Origin of the sequence: Massilia aquatica, assembly GCF_011682045.1 — a bacterium.
Lineage (GTDB): Bacteria > Pseudomonadota > Gammaproteobacteria > Burkholderiales > Burkholderiaceae_D > Telluria_A > Telluria_A aquatica.
In genome coordinates this window covers 26,153-49,229 of sequence record NZ_VVIW01000026.1, presented here as the reverse complement: position 1 = coordinate 49,229, position 23,077 = coordinate 26,153, and the positions used below count along the sequence as shown (strand labels likewise).

The 23,077-nt window shown below is 66.0% G+C and carries 12 protein-coding genes; 5 read left to right on the top strand and 7 right to left on the bottom strand.

Features of this window, described 5'->3' with window-relative positions; all coding sequences use genetic code 11:
• Positions 1–11: 11 nt before the first annotated feature.
• The 5 genes from F1609_RS28360 (at position 12) to thyA (ending at position 7,700) form a co-directional block, all read left to right on the top strand.
• Positions 12–2,552 (top strand): FtsX-like permease family protein, encoded by a 2,541-nt coding sequence (locus F1609_RS28360; protein ID WP_167080355.1) that lies wholly within the window; start codon positions 12–14, stop codon positions 2,550–2,552.
• Positions 2,553–2,563: 11 nt separating this feature from the next.
• Entirely contained in the window at positions 2,564–3,631 is a 1,068-nt protein-coding gene (locus F1609_RS28355; RefSeq protein WP_167080354.1) for a lipocalin-like domain-containing protein, read from the top strand.
• Positions 3,632–3,657: 26 nt separating this feature from the next.
• A complete protein-coding gene (locus tag F1609_RS28350) occupies positions 3,658–5,508 on the top strand; it encodes an ABC transporter transmembrane domain-containing protein (protein ID WP_167080352.1) in 1,851 nt (616 codons plus the stop codon).
• 274 nt (positions 5,509–5,782) lie between these two features.
• Positions 5,783–6,871, top strand: a complete 1,089-nt coding sequence (locus tag F1609_RS28345) for a threonine aldolase family protein (protein WP_167080351.1) — start codon at positions 5,783–5,785, stop codon at positions 6,869–6,871.
• A gap of 34 nt (positions 6,872–6,905) precedes the next feature.
• A complete protein-coding gene (gene thyA, locus F1609_RS28340) occupies positions 6,906–7,700 on the top strand; it encodes a thymidylate synthase (RefSeq protein ID WP_167080349.1) in 795 nt (264 codons plus the stop codon).
• Between the two features lie 34 nt (positions 7,701–7,734).
• Here thyA and F1609_RS28335 read toward each other — a convergent pair whose 3' ends face one another.
• The 7 genes from F1609_RS28335 to carA (F1609_RS28305) form a co-directional block, all read right to left on the bottom strand.
• Positions 7,735–8,676 (bottom strand): hypothetical protein, encoded by a 942-nt coding sequence (locus tag F1609_RS28335; protein ID WP_167080348.1) that lies wholly within the window; start codon positions 8,674–8,676, stop codon positions 7,735–7,737.
• A gap of 265 nt (positions 8,677–8,941) precedes the next feature.
• On the bottom strand, positions 8,942–10,681 hold the full coding sequence (locus F1609_RS35285) for a methyl-accepting chemotaxis protein (protein ID WP_167080346.1): 1,740 nt from the start codon (positions 10,679–10,681) through the stop codon (positions 8,942–8,944).
• A gap of 75 nt (positions 10,682–10,756) precedes the next feature.
• Entirely contained in the window at positions 10,757–14,578 is a 3,822-nt protein-coding gene (gene carB, locus F1609_RS28325; RefSeq protein WP_167080345.1) for a carbamoyl-phosphate synthase large subunit, read from the bottom strand.
• Positions 14,571–15,725 carry a glutamine-hydrolyzing carbamoyl-phosphate synthase small subunit gene (gene carA, locus F1609_RS28320; RefSeq protein ID WP_167080343.1) on the bottom strand — a complete coding sequence of 385 codons (1,155 nt, stop codon included), beginning with the start codon at positions 15,723–15,725 and terminating at the stop codon, positions 14,571–14,573. The genes carB (F1609_RS28325) and carA (F1609_RS28320) overlap by 8 nt, the downstream gene beginning before the upstream one ends.
• A 263-nt stretch (positions 15,726–15,988) precedes the next feature.
• Positions 15,989–17,734, bottom strand: coding sequence for a methyl-accepting chemotaxis protein (locus F1609_RS28315; RefSeq protein ID WP_167080341.1), 1,746 nt, complete (start codon positions 17,732–17,734; stop codon positions 15,989–15,991).
• Positions 17,735–17,737: 3 nt separating this feature from the next.
• Positions 17,738–21,586: a carbamoyl-phosphate synthase large subunit gene (gene carB, locus F1609_RS28310; protein WP_167080339.1), complete on the bottom strand. Its 3,849-nt coding sequence runs from the start codon at positions 21,584–21,586 to the stop codon at positions 17,738–17,740.
• Positions 21,579–22,748 (bottom strand): glutamine-hydrolyzing carbamoyl-phosphate synthase small subunit, encoded by a 1,170-nt coding sequence (carA, locus tag F1609_RS28305; protein WP_167080337.1) that lies wholly within the window; start codon positions 22,746–22,748, stop codon positions 21,579–21,581. Before carA (F1609_RS28305) ends, carB (F1609_RS28310) begins: the two co-directional genes overlap by 8 nt.
• Positions 22,749–23,077: the final 329 nt, after the last annotated feature.

Genomic DNA, 23,077 nt, shown 5'->3' with positions numbered 1-23,077 from the left:
AAGACCCGACGATGAAGACACTGTCCCGCTGGCTCCTGTTCGGCGAATGGCGCGCGCACCCGGTGCGGGCCCTGCTCGCGGTGGCCGCCATTGCGGTCGGCGTGGCGATGGGCTTTGCCATCCACCTGATCAACGCCTCCGCCTTCAACGAATTTTCAGCAGCGGTCAAGAGCTTGTCGGGCCAGGCCGATATCCAGGTGTCCGCGCGCGACACCGGCTTCGACGAAGCGATTTACCCGCGCCTGGCCCGGCACCGCGCGGTGGCGGTGGCCTCGCCGGTACTAAGCCTCAACGCCGGCGTGCCCGGCGCCCGGGGCAGCTTGACAATCATCGGCCTGGACGCCTTTCGCGCCGGTTTTGTCTCGCCCGGCCTCCTGGCGGCCACCGACGGCGAGAACATGCTCGACATGATGGCCGACGACGCCGTGTTCCTGTCGCCGGCCGCCATGAGCTGGCTCAAGATCAGGCGCGGTGGCACCGTGCAGCTGCGCTCGGGCACGCGCGACTTCACCCTGCGCGTGGCCGGCGGCCTGCAGGAAGCGCGCCCCGGCCAGCGCATCGGCGTGATGGACATTGGCGCGGCCCAGTGGCGCTTCAACAAAATCGGCACCCTCACCCGCATCGACCTGCGCCTGCGCGACGGCGTCGACCGCCCGTCGTTCCAGCGCGATCTGGCGCGGGAACTCGAACGCGATTTTCCAGGGCGCTTCAACGTCGGCCAGCCGAATGACGACGACGCCGAAAGCCGCAACCAGGGCATGAGCCGGGCCTACCGCGTCAACCTCACGGTGCTGGCGCTGGTGGCCTTGTTCACCGGCGCCTTCCTGGTGTTTTCGACCCAGGCGCTGTCGGTGATCCGGCGCCGCAGCCAGTTCGCGCTGCTGCGCGTGCTGGGCGTGGAACGCGGCCAGTTGCTGCGCCAGGTCCTGCTCGAAGGCGCCAGCCTGGGCGTGCTCGGTGCCTTGCTCGGCATCGGCGCCGGCTACGCGCTGGCCGCCACCGCGCTGCATTTTTTCGGCGGCGACCTCGGGGCCGGCTACTTTGCCGGTGCGCGCCCGTCGGTCCAGTTCACGCCGGTGGCGGCCGTGGTGTTCTTCGCCCTGGGCCTGGGCGTGGCCTTGCTCGGCTGCCTGGCGCCCGCCGTCGAAGCCTCGCGCGCGGTGCTGGCGGTGGCGCTCAAGTCGGGCACCGACGAAGTCGCGCTGGCGCGCCTGGCGCGCGTCTGGCCCTCGGCGCTGTGCATCGTTCTCGCTGCCGCGCTGGCGTTCGCGCCGCCCGTGTTCGAGCTGCCGCTGTTCGGCTACGCCGCCATCGGCCTGCTGCTGATCGGCGGGATCGGCCTGATGCCGCGCCTGGCCGCCTCGCTGTTCGGACTGGTCAACCGCGTGGCGATGCGCCGCAATACGCGCCATCCGGTGCTGGCGCTGACCATGGCGCGCCTGGCCAACGCCTCCGGCCAGGCCGCCATTGCGCTGGGCGGCGTACTGGCCAGTTTCAGCCTGATGGTGGCGATGGCGATCATGGTCTCGAGCTTTCGCGTCTCGCTCGACGACTGGCTGGTGCAACTGCTGCCGGCCGACCTGTACGTGCGCATCGCCAGCGGCGGCAGCGCCGGCGGCCTCGGCCCCCCGGAGCAGGCCGCGCTGAGCGCCTTGCCGGGCGCGGCGCGGGTCGACTTTTTGCGTTCGCGCCAGATCTCGCTCGACCCGGCGCGCCCCGACGTGCTGCTCATGGCGCGCCACATCGACGTGCTCGATCCGGGCCGCATGCTCCTGCTGCGCGGCGAGAGCGCACCCGTGCCGGCCGGCGCGGTGCCGGTCTGGGTCTCGGAAGCGATGGTCGACTTGTACGGACTCAAAGCCGGCGGCACGCTGCGCATGCCGCTCGGTGGCCGCCTGCGCGAGTTTTTCGTGGCCGGCGTGTGGCGCGACTACGCAACTCAGGCCGGCTCCGTGCAGATGCGCCTGGCCGACTACCGGCTTCTCACCGGCGACGCCCAGGTCAACGACAGCGCCATGTGGGTCAGGCAGGGCGTCACGGCCGACCAGCTGGAGCAGCAGATACGCGCCCTGCCCTTCGGCCGCGCGCTCGATTTCGCCAGGCCGGGCGACATCCGCGCCCTCAGCATGACCATTTTCGACCGCAGCTTCGCGGTTACCTACGTACTCGAAGCGATTGCGATTGCCATCGGCCTGGCCGGCGTGGCCGCCACGTTTTCGGCCCAGACCCTGGCGCGCGCCAAGGAATTCGGCATGCTGCGCCACGTCGGGGTCACGCGCGGGCAGATCCTGCGCATCCTCGCGCTGGAAGGCGGCGCCCTCACCGCACTGGGCGTGGCCTGCGGCTTTGGCCTCGGCTTCATCATCAGCACGATTCTGGTTTACGTGGTCAACCCGCAGTCGTTCCACTGGTCGATGCAGCTGCACGTGCCCTGGCCGCTGGTGGCCGCGGTGGCCGCGGTGCTCTTGGGCGCATCCGTGGTCACGGCGCTGGTGTCGGGGCGCTTTGCCCTGTCGGGCGGGCCGATTCGGGCAGTCAGGGAGGACTGGTGAAACGAGTTGGATTGAAATGCATTCTTGCGCTGTTGCTGGCGGTGGCGCAGACGAGCCACGCCGCGCCGCCGGTGTTCGGCGTGGTCGCCCCCGGAAAAGCACTGTCGTTCCCGGCCGATTACGGCGCTCACCCGGACTACCTGACCGAATGGTGGTACGTCACCGGCTGGCTCAATACCGCCGATGGCAAGCCGCTGGGCTTCCAGGTCACGTTCTTCCGGCGCGCCACCGGGCATGACGCGGCTAATCCGAGCGCGTTCGCGCCGAAGCAGCTGGTGATCGGCCACGCCGCGCTGTCCGATCCGGCGCTCGGCAAGCTGGCGCACGACCAGCGCACCGTGCGCGAAGGCTTCGGCCTGGCGTATGCCAAAACCGGCACCACCGACCTCAAACTGGACGACTGGCGCATGGTGCGCGGCGCCGACGGCACCTACCAAGTGACCATTGTCTCGCCGCACCTGAACCTGAACCTGTCGCTGGCGCCGACCCAGCCGGTGCTGCTGCAGGGCGACCAAGGCTACTCGCGCAAGAGCGCCGAGGGCCGCCACGCGAGCTACTACTACAGCGAGCCGCAGCTCAAGGTACGCGGCACCGCCAGCGCCGGCAAGGGCGCCGCGCGCAGCGTCGAAGGGCGCGCCTGGCTCGATCACGAATGGTCGACCGAAGCGCTACCGCCCGACACCCAGGGCTGGAATTGGGTCGGCGCCAACCTCGATGACGGCTCGGCGCTGATGGCTTTCCAGATACGCGGCAAACAAGGTGGTAAACTGTGGGCGCACGCGACGCTGCGCGATGCGGCCGGCAAGGTGACGCAATACGCGCCGGGCGACGTGGTATTTACGCCGCAGACCCACTGGACGTCGCCGCGCACCAAAGCCGTCTACCCGGTGGCGACGACCATCACGACCGGCGCCACGCAATGGCACATCACCCCCCTGCAGCCAGACCAGGAGCTTGACTCGCGGCGCTCGACCGGCGCCGTGTACTGGGAAGGCGCGGTGACGATCAAGCGCGACGGGGTGCAAGCCGGTCATGGCTACCTCGAGATGACCGGTTACGACCGTGCGATGAAATTTTAAAAAACGAACACTGAAGCACTGACACGATGACCAACAGCTCCACCAGCAGCGCAAGCAACAGCCCGACCAACAGCAACGCCTCCGACGCCAGCCGCAAAGGAAGCCTGGCCGCATTCAAGGGCCTGCTCCCCTTCCTGCGTCCGTACCGCCGCCAGTTTTTCCTGGCCGGCATCGCGCTGGTGCTCGCCGCCGGCGCCACCCTGGCCATTCCGGCCGCCTTCAAGCAGATGATCGACCTCGGTTTCGGTGCCTCGGCCGGCGCCAAAAGCATCCGCCATGTCGACGCCACCTTCCTGGCCCTGTTCGGCGTGGCCTCGCTGCTGGCCGTGGCCACCGCCGCGCGCTTTTTCATCGTCAGCTGGCTGGGCGAACGCGTCACCGCCGACATCCGCAGCGCCGTCTACAAGCACGTGGTGGACCAGAGCCCCGAGTTCTTCGAGACCACCCAAACCGGTGAAGTCCTCTCGCGCATCACCACCGACACCACCCTGATCCAGGCGGTGGTCGGCACCAGCATCTCGATGGCGCTGCGTAACGTGCTGCTGTTTTTGGGCGGCCTGGTGATGCTGTTCGTGACCAGCGTCAAACTCTCCTCCATCATCCTGGCGCTGCTGGTGGCGGTGATCGTGCCGATCGTGCTGTTCGGGCGGCGCGTGCGCAAGCTCTCGCGCGACTCGCAAGACCGCATCGCCGACGCCTCCGCCATGGCGGGAGAAATCCTCAACGCCATGCCGACCGTGCAAGCCTTCACGCACGAAAAAATCGAATCGGCGCGCTTCGGCAAGTCGGTCGAAGGCGCCTTTGCCACCGCCATGCGGCGCATCCGCGCGCGCGCGCTGCTGACCATGCTCGCCATCGTGCTGGTTTTCGGCACCATCGTTTTCGTGCTGTGGCTGGGCGCGCACGCCGTCCTGGAAGGGACCATGACCGGCGGCGACCTTGGCCAGTTCATCCTGTACGCCTCGATCGTGGCCGGCTCGATCGGCGCGCTCTCGGAAGTGATGGGCGAAGCCCAGCGCGCCGCCGGCGCCACCGAACGCCTGCTCGAACTGCTGTCGGTCCAGTCTTCGATCCAAAACCCGGCCAAGCCGGTCACCCTGCCGGCGCGCACCGCCAGCGGCGCCGCGCTGGCGCTGAACGACGTTACCTTCTCGTACCCGTCGCGGCCTGAGACGGCGGCGCTGGGGCACCTGACCTTGTCGATTGCGCCCGGCGAAACGGTGGCCGTGGTCGGCCCCTCGGGAGCCGGCAAGACCACCCTGTTCCAGCTGTTCCTGCGTTTCTACGACCCGCAAAGCGGCACCATCACCCTGGACGGCGTCGACATCAAGCGGCTCGACCTGCACACCCTGCGCGACGCCATCGGCATCGTCCCGCAAGACACGGTGATCTTCTCGGCCGACGCCATGGAAAATATCCGCTACGGTCGCGCCGGCGCGAGCGACGCCGAAGTCATAGCGGCGGCGCGCATGGCCGCCGCCCACGAATTCATCGAACGCCTGCCGCAGGGGTACAAATCGTTCCTGGGCGAGCGCGGGGTACGGCTGTCGGGCGGACAGCGGCAACGGATTGCGATTGCGCGCGCCCTGCTCAAAAATCCGCCGCTGCTGCTGCTCGACGAAGCGACCAGCGCGCTGGACGCCGAGTCGGAGCGGCTGGTGCAAAGTGCGCTGGAAGCGGCGATGGTCGGGCGCACCACGGTCATCATTGCGCACCGCCTGGCGACGGTGCAGCGGGCCGACCGCATCATCGTGATGGAAGACGGCCGCATCGTCGAAACCGGCACGCACGCCTCGCTGGTCGCGCTGGGCGGCATCTACGCCAACCTCGCCGCGCTGCAATTCCACAACGTCCACATCGCCCACGAAGTAGCTTAAGAACCTTCCTACAACCGGGGTCAGAGCTTTAATCAGAAACTTTTAACATTTTTGCCGCCCTGGACCTTGGATGACACGAACAACTTCCTGACGCGTGAGCGATGACAGCCATGGAGTGATGATGTTTGCGGCACGTTGATGCCAAGGTAGCCGGTCACCGATTTAACAATGTTTCGAGTTAAAGCTCTGACCCCGGTTGATGTTGACCCCGGTTGATGTTTTTTGTTGCAAAACCGGGGACAGACCCCGGTTTTGCAACCATTTGGAGAACGTGGTGACGGACGCGGAGTTGTTTCAACAGTGCCATACGGTACTGCCGGGCCATCGGGCCCGCACGCCGGCGCAGATGTTCGCCGCCATGGCCGCGTGGTGCGAGGATAACCGCGTCGCCCATGATGTCTACGGCAACGGCGCGCTGATCGAGGCGTTCGAGCAGAAAATCGCCGACCTGCTCGGCCTGGAGGCGGCCGTGTTCTGCATCAGCGGGACCATGGCCCAGGTGACCGCGCTGCGCCTGGCCTGCGAGGACAGCTTCAGCCGCCTGGTCGCGCTCCATCCGACCTCGCACATCATCGTGCACGAAAAATCGAATTACCAGCTGCTCGGGCACTTCCACGCGCTGCAGACGGGCGACCGGCACCGCCCCTGGTCGAGCGCGGACCTGCGCGCCATTCCCGATCGGCTCGGCGCCGTCGCCATGGAAATCCCGATGCGCGAAATCGGCGGACAAAATCCACCCTGGGAGGAGCTCGAAGCGATCAAGGCCCACTGCCGCACCCGCAACGCGCACCTGCACATGGATGGCGCGCGTCTGTGGGAAGCGGCCGCCGGCTACCAGCGCCCGCTGCGCGAGATCGCCGCCGGCTTCGATTCGGTATATGTGTCGCTGTACAAGGGCATCGGCGGCCTCGGTGGCGCCATGCTGGCCGGGCGCCGCGCGTTCGTCGAGCGCGCCGCCGAGTGGTTTCGGCGCGAAGGCGGCAATGTGATCCACCGTTCGCCCTACGTGGTGGCCGCGGCGATGCAGTTCGACGCGCGCCTGGCCGCCATGCCGCATTACTTCCGCCGCACCGAGTGGCTGTACGAGGTGCTGCGCGACTACCCTGCGATCGGCGTCAATCCGGCGCGTCCGCAGGCGAACATGCTGCACCTGCACCTACCGGTGGCGCGCGAACGGGCATTGGCGATCCGCGACCGCATCGCGCGCGAGCACCAGATATGGCTGTTCGGCCGCGCCGCCCATGGCGCACTGCCAGAGTCCAGTGTGGTGGAACTGTACGTCGGCGAGAACCTCGCCGCCCTGCCCGATCAGCGCGTGCGCGACAGCGTCGAACTGCTGGCGCGGGCGCTGGCGGGCCGTTAAGATTCGGTTTGCACTATAATACGGAGTTTTAGCGATGCGCCAATACCTCGACTTCATGCGCCATGTGAAAGACCATGGCACCGAAAAAACCGACCGCACCGGTACCGGTACGCGCTCCGTCTTCGGCCACCAGATGCGCTTCAACCTGCAGGATGGTTTCCCGCTGGTGACCACCAAGAAGGTGCATCTCAAATCCATCATCCATGAACTGATCTGGTTCCTGGCCGGCTCCACCAACATCGGCTACCTCAAGGACAACGGCGTCAGTATCTGGGACGACTGGGCCGACGCCAAGGGCGACCTCGGTCCCATCTACGGCTATCAGTGGCGCAGCTGGCCGGCGCCGGGCGGCGAACATATCGACCAGATCACCCAGGTGATGGAGCAGATCAAGAACAATCCCGACTCGCGCCGCATGATCGTCTCGGCCTGGAACGTGGCCGATATCCCGAACATGAAGCTGCCCCCGTGCCACGCGCTGTTCCAGTTCTACGTAGCCGACGGCAAGCTGTCCTGCCAGCTGTACCAGCGCAGCGCCGACATCTTCCTCGGCGTGCCGTTCAATATCGCGTCGTACGCGATCCTGACCCACATGATGGCCCAGCAGGCGAACCTGGAAGTGGGCGACTTCGTCTGGACCGGCGGCGACTGCCACCTGTATTCGAACCACATGGAGCAGGTCGACCTGCAACTGGCGCGCGCACCGTTCGCGCTGCCGCGCCTGGTCATCAAGCGCAAGCCCGATTCGCTGTTCGACTACAAGTTCGAGGACTTCGAGGTGGCCGGCTACGAATCGCACCCGCACATCAAGGCTCCGGTCGCGGTATAAGGCGCGACCGGCGCCTTGGCAGGCGCCGCCTGCCTCAGAATGCGAAGCCGCTGATGATGGCGCGGTTGCCGGCATCGACGCCCAGCGGCGTACGCTTGCTATCCTCGCCCAGCTTGCTCGCCTGTTCCAGCACATAGGCAGTGCTTCCCACACCCGCATACAGGCGGTCGTGGTTGCGGTCGAAGGCGAGCACGGTGTTGGCGGCGGCGCCGATGCCGGGCACGGCGGTGAACTTGATCCTGCTGGCCGGGTCGGGCTTGCTGACGTCCACGAAGACCGACACCCCCGCCCCGTTCGCGCCCACGTACAGGCGATCGCGCTCCTCGTCGATCGCCAGGCCGCTGATGTTACCGTCGATATTGAATTGGCCGGCAATCGGCAACTCGCCGGACGCCTTGTCAATATTGGCGTGTACCTGGACCGGCAGGCCGCCGCCGCGCGCGTACTTGCTATACAACAATCCCCGCTTAGTGTCGATGGCGAAATGCATGGTATCCATCGTCCCGTGAAACCTGCGCGAGGGCGCCACCGTGCCGCTCAGGGTACTGGCATGTTCCAGCACCATGAAGCCCCTCACAGACATTTCCATCTCTTGATAGCCCACATACAGGCGGTCGTTGGCTTTATCAAGGAACAGGCTTTGGACCACATAGTCGACCCCGATCGCCGGCGCGATGAAGCGCTGCGGCCTGACGCTGCCGGAGAGGTTGCGCGCATCGGTGAACACCCCGATCTGCGCGCCGGCTTTATCGCCGGCCATGATGTACAGCAGATTGCGCGCGCCGTCTAACTGCATGCCATAGCCGTAGTAAGAATCGACCTTCAGGACCTTGGCGCTCAATACGGTGTTGGCTGCGACGGGCGCGAGCGTATCGAACGCCGCAAGCACCTGGTTGTTGGTGTCGCCGACAAACAGGACGTTGCCGCCCTGGGCGACCGGGATGCCTGGCGTGGATGTGACAGGCGGCGGCGTCACCGGAGCCGGATTTACCGGCGCCGGCGCAGTCCCGCTGCCTTGGGGGCCGCTACCGCCGCTACCACCGCCACCGCACGCGGTGAGCAGAACAACACTGAACAGGAGGGAGAAAGACCGAAACGTTTTCATTTTTTTGCACAAAAGTAAATAGACACGCGATTCTACGGGTGTAATTACATATGTGCAACAGTATTAAACCAAATACAACATGTCCGATGGCGCGCAAGGCCTGGCGATAGCGCCATCATGCCTTGCGCGCCAGGTTTCAGAACTCTTCCCAGTCGCCGCTCGAGGTGGCGCTGGCGACCGTTTTTTTGGCCGCCTTTGGCGCGGCCGGCGTTTTTGCCTTCGGTGCGGCTTTGCCGGCCAGGCGCGGCGTCGCCGCCGGCGCCTGGCGTTGCGGCGCCTGGCGAGCCGGTTCCGGCGCCTGCCTGCCGCCATCGACCTTGAACACGCTGACCACCTGCGTCAGCGCGCCGGCCTGTTCGCGCAGCAGCCCGGCCGCCGCCGCCGCTTCTTCGACCAGGCCCACGTTTTGCTGGGTGATCGAATCCATCTGCCCGACCGCTTCGTTGATCTGGTCGATGCCGGCCGTCTGCTCGGCGCTGGCCGTGGTGATTTCGCCCATGATGTCGGTCACGCGGGCGATGCTGGTGACGATTTCCTGCATTGTCACGCCAGCCTGGTCGACCAGCTTGGCGCCGCTGTCGACCTTGTCGACCGAGTCGCCGATCAGCTGCTTGATTTCCTTGGCCGCGCCGGCCGAACGCTGCGCCAGGTTGCGCACCTCGGAGGCGACGACCGCAAAGCCGCGTCCCTGCTCGCCGGCGCGCGCCGCTTCCACCGCCGCGTTCAGCGCCAGGATGTTGGTCTGGAAGGCGATGCCGTCGATGACGGCGATGATGTCGACGATCTTCTTGGACGAGGCGTTGATCGAGCCCATGGTCTCGACCACCTGGGCCACCACCACGCCGCCCTTGGTGGCCACTTCCGAGGCCGACTGCGCCAGCACATTGGCCTGGCGCGCATTGTCGGCGTTCTGGCGCACGGTGCTGGTCAATTCCTCCATCGAGGCGGCGGTTTGTTCGAGCGAACTGGCCTGGGAGCTGGTGCGGTCCGACAGGTCGGTGTTCCCCGCCGCGATTTCGCCCGCCGCGCTGGAAATGGTGTCGGTGCTGCCGCGTACTTCAAGGACGATGCCGGCCAGGTTCGATTTCATCTTGTCCATCGCGCCGAGCAAGGCGCCGATTTCATTGCGTCCGTGCTTGCCGATCGCGCCGGTCAGGTCGCCGCCGGCCACGCGCACCGCGATCCGCATCGCTTCCTTGAGCGGCAGCGAAATCGCGCGCAGCAGCGCCCAGCCCACCGCGATCCCCAGCATCACGCCGACGGCCAGCACCGCCACCATGGCGTAGGCAATCTGCGCCAGTTCTTGCTTGACGCGCAGCTCATCGGCGTTGACGCGCGTGGCGATGGCTTCCTTCATGCGCTCCATCGCCGCGTCGCCCACGCGGTAGGTCGGGTTGATCTTCTTGATCAGCACATGTTCGGCGTCGACCCATTTGCCGGCCTTGATCAGGGCCGCCGTGCTGCGGATATGTTCCAGTCCCAGCCCTTCGCTCTTGGCGAACCATTCCTCGGCCAGGCGTTTTTCTTCCGGCGACTTGATGGCGGCCATGTACTGGCTCCAGCGCCTGGTGGCGCGCTCCGCGATCGCCTCGATCTGGTCGAAGTGCACGTTGAGGGCGTGGTCGTGCAACTGCGACGAAGGGAGGATCGGATTGTGCTGGAGCGCCTGCAGGATCTGGCTGCGATTGAGTTCCATCTCGAGCCGGCTGGCCGCCTGCACCGAGCTGTTTTTATAGTCTTCGAGCGTGACGTCGCGAATCAGGGCGACCGAATGAGCGGCGCCGTAAATTCCCATGGCGCCAACGGCTACCAGCAGCAAGATCAGGAAGCCGAGAACCCCGGTGACAAGGCTTTTGATACTGATGTTATCGAACATTCGATACTCCTTGAATGACTGTTCTTGAGAGATGCGTTGAAAGGCCGGCGCGCTCCATGCGCGCCGGCTGCGGCACTAACTTGCGGCGGCGGGCGTCACGCGCGCGAAAAACGCCTGGATGCCGGCCCGCAGTTCGTCCACCTGCCCGAACTCCAGGTAGGTGACATCGCACAGGTCCTCCAGTTCGCGGATCAGGGTGGTCTTGATCGGCGCTTCCTTCCACACCAAAAACAGCACCGGCGTGCGGCGCCCCTTGAAGATGTGGTAGCCCAGTTCGAAAGCGCTGCTCTCGCTCATGCCCACCCGGATGTTGACCAGCGCGTCGGCCTGGTCGAGCAAGCCAAGCCGGTGGTCGCGAAAGTGCCTGGGCGTGAACGGCAGGCCGGTATCGCGCTCGAACGACTTCTTGAAGGTGTCGGCGCTTTCGGCCTTGGTGCCGGTCAGGTAGTCGAACGGGTGCGGCAGACCGTTGGCGCTGTCGATCAGATGCAGCACCTGGCCGATCAGATGCTGCTGGGCGGCGTCCGACTCGGTAAAGGGCTGGCGGATGAACAGCTTGAGCGGGGGCGCGCCCACCGTGCGCTGGCGCGCCTGGCGCCGCCGCTCGGGCAGCGTGACGGCAGCGGCCAGCACATCGGCCGGCGTGGGAGTCGGGCGCGCGCGAGGCGATGGCGCGGCCAAGGCCGGCGCGCAGTGCAGCTCTTGCAGCGACACCAGCCCGAAGCTGGCGGCATGCAGGCTCGCTTCGAACATGCTTTCGGCGCCGGCGATGGTGGTGCACACCACCGTACCGGCAGCGAGCGCCGCCACCCGCAGCGGTTGCGAGGCCACCACCGCGCTGCGCCGCTCGTCCACGGTCAGCACCACCATGGCCAGTTCACGCGCCGCCAGCGCCGCCATGACCGCCGCGTCGTCGATCTCGGCAACCTCGATCTCGGCGGCGCGGATGACGGTCGCCGTCACCAGGCTCGCGCACAGGGTGAAGCCGGCGCCCGCCAGGCGCCGTGCCAGCGCCACCGCGCGCGCCTGGTCGCCGCGGCGCACGCGCAGGTAGACCCGCCCGCAGGTGGGCACCTTGACCGATGCGCCCAGTTGCGCCTTGCAGAACGACTCGCCGAAGGTGGGGCCGATGCCCATCACTTCACCGGTCGACTTCATTTCGGGACTGAGAATGGTGTCGACGCCGGGGAATTTGGCGAACGGGAACACCGCTTCCTTGACGCAGAAGCGTGGCGCCAGCGCTTCTTCCACGCCCTGCTGGTCGAGCGACTGCCCGGCCATGCAGCGCGCCGCGATCTTGGCCAGCGCCAGGCCGGTGGCCTTGGACACGAACGGCACGGTGCGCGAAGCACGCGGGTTCACTTCGAGCACGTACACAAAGTCCAGCAGGCGGGCGTCGACCCGCAACTGCTGCACCGCGAACTGCACGTTCATCAGGCCGACCACGTTCAGCTGGGTTGCCATGAGCGCGGTCTGGCGTTTGATCTCAAGCACCGTGGCCTCGTTCAGCGAGTGCGGCGGCAGCGAACAAGCCGAGTCGCCCGAGTGAATGCCGGCCTGCTCGACATGCTCCATCACACCACCGATCAGGACCCGCCTGCCGTCCGCCACGCAGTCGACATCGACCTCGATGGCGTCGTCCAGGAAGCGGTCCAGCAGCACTGGCGAGTCGTGCGAGACCTTGACCGCTTCGCGCATGTAGCGTTCCAGGTCGGCCGCTTCGTGCACGATTTCCATGGCGCGCCCGCCCAGCACATACGAAGGTCGCACCACCAGCGGGTAGCCGATGTCGGCGGCCATGCGCACCGCTTCCTGCTCCGAGCGCGCAGTGCGGTTGCGCGGCTGGCGCAGGTCGATCTGTTGCAGCATCCGCTGGAAGCGTTCGCGGTCTTCGGCGGCGTCGATCATGTCGGGCGAGGTGCCGATGATGGGTACCCCGGCCGCCTCCAGCGCCAGGGCGAGTTTGAGCGGTGTCTGGCCGCCGAACTGCACGATCACGCCTTCGGGCCGTTCGATGGCGACGATCTCCAGCACGTCTTCCAGCGTCACCGGTTCAAAATAGAGCCGGTCGGAGGTGTCGAAGTCGGTGGACACGGTTTCGGGATTACAGTTGACCATGATGGTTTCGTAGCCATCTTCGCGCAGGGCCACGGCCGCGTGCACGCAGCAGTAGTCGAATTCGATGCCTTGGCCGATGCGGTTCGGGCCACCGCCGAGCACCATCATCTTGCGTCGCTCGCTGGGCGCCGCTTCGCACTGTTCGTCGTAGGTCGAATACAGGTAGGCGGTGGTGCTGGCGAATTCGCCGGCGCAGGTGTCCACGCGCTTGTACACGGGCCGTACGCCGAGCGCGTGGCGCGCCGTGCGCACTGCCTGCTCGCTCGCGCCCAGCAGCGCGGCCAGGCGGCGGTCGCCGAAGCCCTGCTGCTTGAGGCGGTACATCACCGGTTTATCCAGCGCGGCCAGGGTCTGCTGTTCGATCCACAGCTCGATCTCGACCAGATCCTGGATCTGCGCCAGGAACCAGGGGTCGATCGCGCTGCAGGCATGCACTTCGTCGAGCGTGTGGCCCTGGGCAAAGGCGGCGCCCACGTACCAGATGCGGTCCGGGCCCGGTTTGCGCAGTTCTTCTTCGATGACGGCGCGGCCGGTGTGCATGCCGTCGCGGCGCACGCCGTCGACCCCGATATCGAGACCACGCAGGGCCTTCTGGAACGACTCCTGGAAGGTGCGCCCGATCGCCATCACTTCGCCCACGGACTTCATCTGGGTGGTCAGGTGTTCATCGGCGCCGGGGAATTTTTCGAAGGCGAAGCGCGGGATCTTGGTGACAACGTAGTCGATCGACGGCTCGAACGAGGCCGGCATGGCGCCGCCGGTGATCTCGTTGCGCAGTTCGTCCAAGGTGAAACCGACCGCCAGCTTGGCCGCCACGCGGGCGATCGGGAAACCGGTCGCCTTGCTGGCCAGGGCTGAAGAACGCGAGACGCGCGGATTCATTTCGATGACGATCAGGCGCCCGTCTTGCGGGTTGACCGCGAACTGCACGTTCGACCCACCCGTGTCCACGCCCACTTCGCGCAGCACCGCCAGCGAGGCGTTACGCATGATCTGGTATTCCTTGTCGGTCAGCGTTTGCGCCGGCGCCACCGTGATCGAGTCGCCCGTGTGCACGCCCATCGGGTCCAGGTTTTCGATGGCGCAGACGATGATGCAGTTGTCACGCTTGTCGCGCACGACTTCCATCTCGAACTCCTTCCACCCGAGCAGCGATTCTTCGATCAGCAGTTCGCTGGTGGGCGACAGTTCCAGCCCGCGCTGGCAGATCGTGTGGAACTGCGCGGCGTCGCAGGCGATGCCGCCGCCGCTGCCGCCCATGGTGAACGATGGCCGGATCACCACCGGGAAACCAAGCGCCGCCTGCGCTTCCCAGGCTTCGGCCATGCTGTGCGCCACGCCCGAACGGGCCGAGGCCAGGCCGATACTGGTCATGGCGGCCTTGAACTTGGCGCGGTCTTCGGCCTTGTCGATCGCTTCGGGCGTGGCGCCGATCAATTCGACCCCGAATTCGGCCAGCACGCCATGGCGGTGCAGGTCGAGCGCGCAATTGAGCGCGGTCTGCCCGCCCATGGTCGGCAAAATGGCGTCCGGACGCTCCCTGGCGATGATGCGCGCCACGACCTCCCAGGCGATCGGTTCGATGTAGGTAACGTCGGCCATGTCCGGGTCGGTCATGATGGTGGCCGGGTTGCTGTTGACGAGAATGACCCGGTAGCCTTCTTCGCGCAGCGCCTTGCAGGCCTGCGCGCCGGCGTAATCGAACTCGCAGGCCTGGCCGATCACGATCGGACCGGCGCCGATCAACAGAATGCTGCGGATATCTGCGCGCTTAGGCATGTTTGCAATCCTCCATCATGGTCACGAACCGGTCGAACAGGCCAGCCGTGTCGTGCGGGCCGGGTGAGGCTTCGGGGTGGCCCTGGAAGCAGAAGGCCGGTTTGTCGAGCCGCTCGAAACCTTGCAGGGTGCCGTCGAACAGCGACACATGGGTAACCCGGCAATTGGCAGGCAAGCTCGCGGCATCGACCGCGAAGCCGTGGTTCTGCGACGTGATCGCCACCTTGCCGCTGGCAAGTTCCTGCACCGGGTGGTTGGCGCCGCGATGGCCGAACTTCATCTTGACCGTGCGCGCGCCGGAAGCGAGCGCCATGATCTGGTGTCCGAGGCAGATGCCGAATACCGGCGTGCCGCTGTCGATCAGGGTGCGCGCGGCCGCGATCGCGTAATCGCAGGCGGCCGGGTCGCCCGGGCCGTTCGAGAGGAACACGCCGTCGGCGCCCAGTGCCAGCACCTGCGCCGCGCTCGTGGTGGCGGGCAGCACGGTGATGCGGCACCCGCGCTCGGCGAGCATGCGCAGGATGTTCGATTTGATGCCGAAGTCGATGACGGCGACGTGCAGGTGCGCGCCTTGCCGGCGCCCGAATCCAGACCCCGCCCGCCACACCGTCTTGTCCCATTCGTAGGCCGCCTTGGTGGTGACCAGGCGCGCCAGGTCGGCGCCGGCCATGCCGTCGAAGGCGCGCGCCAGTGCCAGCGCCGGCTGCGGATCGTCGCCGCTGACAATGGCGCCGTGCTGGGCGCCGCCGTCGCGCAACAGGCGTGTGAGCTTGCGGGTGTCGATGCCGGCGATCGCAATGACGCCATGCGCAGCAAGGTAATCGGACAGGCTGCTGCTGCTCCTGAAGTTCGACGCCAGCAGCGCCAGGTCGCGGATGACCAGCCCCGCCACATGTACCCGCGCCGATTCGCAGTCCTGCGTGTTGACGCCGGTGTTGCCGATGTGCGGATACGTGAGGGTGACGATCTGGCGCGCGTAACTGGGGTCGGTCAGGATTTCCTGATACCCGGTCATGGCAGTGTTGAAGACGATTTCGCCGCTGGTCTGGCCCGGCGCGCCGACGGCGCTGCCATGAAATAGCGTGCCATCGGCAAGCGCGAGAATGGCGCCGGGGCGAGTGCCCGAGCCGCTGAGCGGGTGCTTCATACAGTCTCCCAGTGAGGTGCATCGACGCGGCGCGTGGCGGGTTTTGTTGCCCACGCTGCCTGTCGAAAAACACGATACCTGAAAGAAATATAGCCTTACATCGAAGATTTGGCGCTTGTCTTCTTAAACCAACTGTTTGTATGTGACGCCGGTTCGCCCGCAGCGAAAGCGCCATCGTCAATGATCTGGATCAATGACAGTTTGTTACAAAAACAAACGGGCGCCGTTCCAGGGCGCCCGTCCGCTCAGTCTGCGCGCAAACGTCAGAACTCTTCCCAGTCCGATGCGGCGGCGGTGCTGGCGAGCGCACGCTTTTGCGGCGCGGGCGCGGGCGCGGCCAGTTTGCGCACGGCAGGCGCAGGTTTGCCCGCTGCGCGCGGCGCCGCCACGACTGCCTTGCGCGGCTTGGCCGCACGCGGCGCCGCCAGCGAGGCGGCCGCCCCATCGAGCTTGAACACACTGACCACCTGCGTCAGCGTACCGGCTTGCTCTTGCAGCAGGCCGGCCGCCGCCGCCGCTTCTTCGACCAGCGCCACGTTTTGCTGGGTGATCGAATCCATCTGCCCGACCGCTTCGTTGATCTGGTCGATGCCGGCCGTCTGCTCGGCGCTGGCGGTGGTGATTTCGCCCATGATGTCGGTGACCCGATGGATGCTGGTGACGATTTCCTGCATCGTCAGGCCGGCCTGGTCGACCAGCCTGGCGCCGCTGTCGACCTTGTCGACCGAGTCGCCGATCAGCTGCTTGATTTCCTTGGCGGCGCTGGCGGAACGCTGCGCCAGGTTGCGCACTTCCGAGGCCACCACAGCAAAACCGCGTCCCTGCTCGCCTGCGCGCGCCGCTTCCACCGCCGCGTTCAGCGCGAGGATGTTGGTCTGGAAGGCGATGCCGTCGATGACGGCGATGATGTCGACGATCTTTTTGGATGACGCGTTGATCGACCCCATGGTCTCGACCACTTGCGCGACCACCAGGCCGCCCTTGGTGGCCACCTCCGAGGCCGACATGGCCAGCACATTGGCCTGGCGCGCATTGTCGGCGTTCTGGCGCACGGTGCTGGTGAGTTCTTCCATCGACGCCGCGGTTTGTTCCAGCGAACTGGCCTGGGAACTGGTGCGGTCCGACAGGTCGGTGTTACCGGCGGCGATTTCGCTCGATGCGCTCGAAATGGTGTCGGTCCCGCTGCGCACTTCCGCGACGATCCGCGCCAGGTTCGACTTCATCTTGTCCATCGCGCCCAGCAAGGCACCGATTTCGTTGTGGCTGTGGGTGACGATGTTGCCGGTCAGGTCGCCGTCGGCGACGCGCATGGCGATCTGCATGGCTTCCTGCAGCGGCGCCGAGATGGCGCGCACCAGCGCCCAGCCGACCGCGATGCCCAGGACTACGCCGAGCAGCAGGATGCCGGCCATGCCGTAGGCGATGCGCGCCAGGCTGGCGTTAACCATCTCGTCGTCGGCCTTGACGCGCTTGGCGGCCAGTTCCTTGAGGTTGGCCAGGGTGACGTCGCCGATGCGGTAGCCCGGATTGATCTTCTTGATCAGGACCATTTCGGCGTCATCCCACTTTTCGGCCTTGATGAAGGCGGCGGCGGCGCGCACGTTCTCAATGCCCAGTGCGTCGCTCTTGGCGTACCACTCTTCGGCCAGGCGCTTTTCTTCCGGCGTCTTGACCGCGGCGATGTATTCTTCCCAGCGCTTGGCGGTGCGGCCGGCGATCGCATCGATCTGGTCGAAGTGGACCGCCAGCGGGTGGTCGTGCAGCTGCGCCCACGAGAGCGCCGGATTGTGCTGGAGCGCCTGCAGGATCTGGCTGCGATTGAGTTCCATTTCAAGACGCACGGCCGTCTGCACCGTGATGTTGCGCTGGTCTTCGACGGTAACGTCGCGTACCAGGCCGACCGCGTGGCGGCCGCTGTAGATGCCCATGGCGCCGATGGTGACCATCAGGACGATGAGGAAGCCGAGGACACCGATGACGAGTGTCCGGATTTTCAGATTGGCGAACATGCTTTACTCCTTGTGACTGTGTAGGGTGGCGTTGCTGGTGCTGCGCCGGATGGTGCTGAAAAATGCGTGAATGCCTTTGCGCAGTTCGTCCACATGCTCGAACTCGAGATAGCTGACGTCGCACAGGTCCTGCAGTTCGCGGATCAGGGTGGTCTTGATCGGCGCGTGCTTCCACACCAGGAACAGCACCGGTGTGCAGCGGCCCTTGAAGATGTGGTAACCGAGCTCGAAAGCGCTGCTCTCGCTCATCCCGACCCGGATGTTGACGACCGCGTCGGCATGGTCGAGCAGGCCAAGGCGGTGGTCGCGGAAGTTCTTGGGCGTGAACGGCAGGTGAAAATCGCGCTCGAACGACTTCTTGAAGGTGTCCGCGCTTTCGGCGCGGGTGCCGGTCAGGTAGTCGAACGGGTGCGGCAGGCCGTTGGCGCTGTCGATCAGGGCCATGATGTCGCCGATCAGGCGCTGCTGCCCGGCGTCCGATTCGGTGAACGGCTGGCGGATGAACAGCTTGAGCGGCGTTTCGCCGGCCGCCAGTTCGCGCGCACCGGCGCGCCGTTCGGGCAAGGCGATGGACGCCGCCGCCAGGTCGGCCGCGCCAGGAACCGGGCGCGCGTGCGGCGCCGGTGGAGCCGCGACCGGCCTGGCGCGCAGTTCCTGCAGCGATTGCAGCCCGTAGCTGTCGGCATGGAGGGTCGCTTCGAACATGGATTCGGCGGCGGCGATGGTGGTGCAGACCACCGTGCCGGCGGCCAGCGCGGCGATGCGCAGTGGCCGCGAGGCCACCACGGCGCTGCGTTTCTCGTCGACGGTGAGGACCATCATGGCGATCCGGCGCGCGGCCAGGCGTTCCAGGATGGCGGCTTCGTCGATCTCTTCGACCTCCATGCCGGCGGCCCGCACCACGCTTGCCGTCACCAGGCTGGCGCACAGGGTAAAGCCGGCGCCGAGAAGCCGGCGCGCCAGCGCGACCGTGCGCGCCTGGTCGCCGCGCTTGACACGCAGGTACACCAGGCCGTCGCGCGGCACCTTGACCGAGGCGCCCAGCTGGGCCTTGAAGTAAGCCTCGCCGAAGGTCGGGCCGACGCCCATCACTTCCCCGGTCGACTTCATTTCGGGACTGAGGATGGTGTCCACGCCGGGGAATTTGGCGAACGGGAATACAGCTTCCTTGACACTGAAGCACGGAGGCACCGCCTCATCGAACACGCCCTGGCTGGCCAGCGACTGCCCGGCCATGCAGCGCGCGGCGATTTTTGCCAGTTGCAGGCCGGTGGCCTTGGACACGAACGGCACCGTGCGCGAGGCGCGCGGGTTCACTTCGAGTACATACACCACATCGTGCACGCGCGCGTCCACCCGTTTTTGCTGGACCGCGAACTGCACGTTCATCAGGCCCACCACGTTCAGCTGCTTGGCCATCAGCGCGGTCTGGCGCTTGATCTCGCGCACCGTGGCGTCGCCCAGCGTATGCGGCGGCAGCGAGCAGGCCGAGTCGCCCGAGTGAATGCCGGCCTGCTCGATATGCTCCATCACGCCGCCGATGAGCGTGCGTTCGCCATCGCAGATGCAGTCGACGTCGACTTCGATGGCGTCGTTCAGGAAGCGGTCCAGCAGCACCGGTGAATCGGGCGAGACCTTGACCGCCTCGCGCATGTAGCGTTCCAGGTCGGCCTGCTCGTGCACGATCTCCATCGCGCGCCCGCCCAGCACATACGAGGGGCGCACCACCAGCGGATAGCCGATCTCGCCGGCCAGGCGCACCGCCTCGGGCTCGGTGCGCGCGGTGCGGTTCTGCGGCTGGCGCAGGTCGAGCTGTTGCAGGAATTGCTGGAAGCGCTCGCGGTCTTCGGCGGCGTCGATCATGTCGGGCGAGGTGCCGATCACGGGCACGCCGGCCGCCTCCAGCGCCAGTGCCAGCCGCAATGGGGTCTGGCCGCCGTACTGCACGATCACGCCGGCCGGCTGTTCGAGGGCGACGATTTCCAGCACGTCTTCCAGGGTCACCGGTTCAAAGTACAGGCGGTCGGAGGTATCGAAGTCGGTCGATACGGTTTCGGGATTGCAGTTGACCATGATGGTTTCGTAGCCATCTTCGCGCAGGGCCATGGCCGCGTGCACGCAGCAGTAGTCGAACTCGATGCCCTGGCCGATGCGGTTGGGGCCACCGCCGAGCACCATCATCTTGCTGCGCGCGCTGGGCGCCGCTTCGCATTGTTCGTCGTAGGTCGAGTACAGATAGGCGGTACTGGTGGCAAATTCGGCTGCGCAGGTATCGACCCGCTTGTACACGGGCCGCACGCCGAGCGCGTGGCGCGCCGCGCGCACCGCCTGCTCGCTCGCGCCCAGCAGCGCGGCCAGGCGGCGGTCGCCGAAGCCCTGCTGCTTGAGGCGGTACATCACCGGTTTATCCAGCGCGGCCAGGGTTTGCTGTTCGATCCACAGCTCGATCTCGACCAGGTCCTGGATTTGCGCCAGGAACCACGGGTCGATCGCGCTGCAGGCATGCACCTCGTCCTGGGTGAAACCCCGGGCGAAGGCTTCGCCCACGTACCAGATGCGGTCCGGCCCCGGTTTGCGCAGTTCTTCTTCGATGACGGCGCGCCCGGTGTGCATGCCGTCGCGGCGCACCCCGTCGACGCCAATGTCAAGACCGCGCAGGGCCTTCTGGAACGACTCCTGGAAGGTGCGCCCGATCGCCATGACTTCGCCGACGGACTTCATTTGTGTCGTCAGGTGTTCGTCGGCGCCGGGGAATTTTTCAAAGGCGAAGCGCGGGATCTTGGTGACCACGTAGTCGATCGACGGCTCGAACGAGGCCGGCATGGCGCCGCCGGTGATCTCGTTGCGCAGTTCGTCCAAGGTGAAACCGACCGCCAGCTTGGCCGCCACGCGGGCGATCGGAAACCCGGTCGCCTTGCTGGCCAAGGCCGACGAGCGCGAGACTCGCGGATTCATTTCGATGACGATCAGGCGCCCGTCTTGCGGATTGACCGCGAACTGCACGTTCGAGCCGCCCGTGTCCACGCCCACTTCGCGCAGCACCGCCAGCGAGGCGTTACGCATGATCTGGTATTCCTTGTCGGTCAATGTCTGCGCGGGCGCCACCGTGATGGAGTCGCCCGTGTGCACACCCATCGGGTCCAGGTTTTCGATGGAGCAGACGATGATGCAGTTATCAAGCTTGTCGCGCACGACTTCCATCTCGAACTCCTTCCACCCGAGCAGCGATTCTTCGATCAGCAGTTCGTTGGTGGGCGACAGTTCCAGCCCACGCTGGCAGATGGTGTGGAACTGCGCGGCGTCGCAGGCGATGCCGCCGCCGCTGCCGCCCATGGTGAACGACGGCCGGATCACCACCGGGAAACCAAGCGCCGCCTGAGCTTCCCAGGCTTCGGCCATGCTGTGCGCCACGCCGGAACGCGCCGAAGCCAGGCCAATGCTGGTCATGGCGGCCTTGAACTTGGCACGGTCTTCGGCCTTGTCGATCGCTTCGGGGGTGGCGCCGATCAATTCGACCCCGAATTCGGCCAGCACGCCATGGCGGTGCAGGTCGAGCGCGCAATTGAGCGCGGTCTGCCCGCCCATGGTCGGCAGGATGGCGTCCGGGCGCTCTTTGGCGATGATGCGCGCCACGACCTCCCAGGCGATCGGCTCGATGTAGGTGGCGTCGGCCATCTCGGGATCGGTCATGATGGTGGCCGGGTTGCTGTTGACGAGAATGACCCGGTAGCCCTCCTCGCGCAGCGCCTTGCAGGCCTGGGCCCCGGAATAATCGAACTCGCAGGCCTGGCCGATCACGATCGGGCCGGCGCCGATAATCAGGATGCTGCGGATATCTGAGCGCTTAGGCATGTTTACTACTTTCCATCAGGGTGACAAAACGGTCGAACAGGTAGGCCAGGTCGTGCGGGCCGGGGGAAGCTTCGGGGTGGCCCTGGAAGCAGAAGGCCGGCCTGTCCACGCGTTCGAAACCCTGCAGGGTGCCGTCGAACAGCGACACATGGGTAACCCGGCAATTGGCCGGAAAGGTGGCGGCATCGACCGCGAAGCCATGGTTCTGCGACGTGATCGCCACCTTGCCGCTGGCAAGTTCCTGCACCGGGTGATTGGCGCCGCGGTGGCCGAATTTCATCTTGACCGTGCGCGCGCCCGAGGCCAGCGCCATGATCTGGTGCCCGAGGCAGATCCCGAACACCGGCGTGCCGCTGTCGATCAGGGTGCGCGCCGCCTCGATGGCGTAGCCGCAGGCTTGCGGGTCGCCCGGGCCATTCGACAGGAAGATGCCGTCCGGGTTCAGCGCCAGCGCGTCCTGCGCGCCCGCTTGCGCCGGCAGCACCGTGATGCGGCAGCCGCGCCCGGCCAGCATGCGCAGGATATTGGTTTTCACGCCGTAGTCGTAGGCGACTACGTGCAGGTGCGGCGCGCTCTGCGCGGGAAAGCCGGCGCCGAGCTGCCACGGGCCCTCGATCCATTCGTATGGCGCCGCTGTGGAGACCACGCGCGCCAGGTCCATGCCATCGAGGCCGGGAAAGGCGCGCGCCAGCGCCAGCGCCTGGCCGGGTTCAGCGCCGACGACAATGGCGCCGTTCTGCGCGCCCTTTTCGCGCAGCAGGCGGGTGAGCTTGCGGGTGAGCTTGCGGGTGTCGATATCGGCAATGGCCACCACGTTCTGCCGTACCAGGTAATCGGACAGGCTTTGGGTCGAGCGGAAATTCGAGGCCAGCAAAGGCAGGTCGCGGATAATCAGGCCGGCGGCCTGCACCCGGGCCGACTCGCCATCTTCGCTGTTGATGCCGGTATTGCCGATGTGCGGATAGGTGAGCGTGACGATCTGGCGCGTGTAGCTCGGATCGGTCAGCACTTCCTGGTAGCCGGTCATGGCGGTGTTGAACACCACTTCGCCGCTGGTGTGGCCGGTCGCGCCGATGGCGCGGCCTTCGAACAGCGTGCCGTCCGCCAGGGCCAGGGTGGCGCGCGGACCTGCGCTGCTGCTGTTACTGAGTGGGTGCTTCATCGGTTCTCCAAGACGTAAGGCAAGCGCGGCAGGCTCTAGCAAGGCTTTCTTGGGATATCGACAAGAAAAATCGCTAATACAAGCTGCCTTATTGCAGGCGTTGGAAGACAATACAGCAATCAACGAAGTTGCCACAGAGAAATGATGATTTGACGTTTTAACCCAACACTTAGTTTTTACTTAGTCAATTTCCCCTTTGAAATTAAGGATATACAGGCAACACAACCGTGAGGATGTGTGACATTTGGTTACTTTCAAAACGGCGAGTTCACAATGCTGACACACTGTACCGGGCTGCCGCATGGCGCGAATCGGCTGTTTTGGACCAT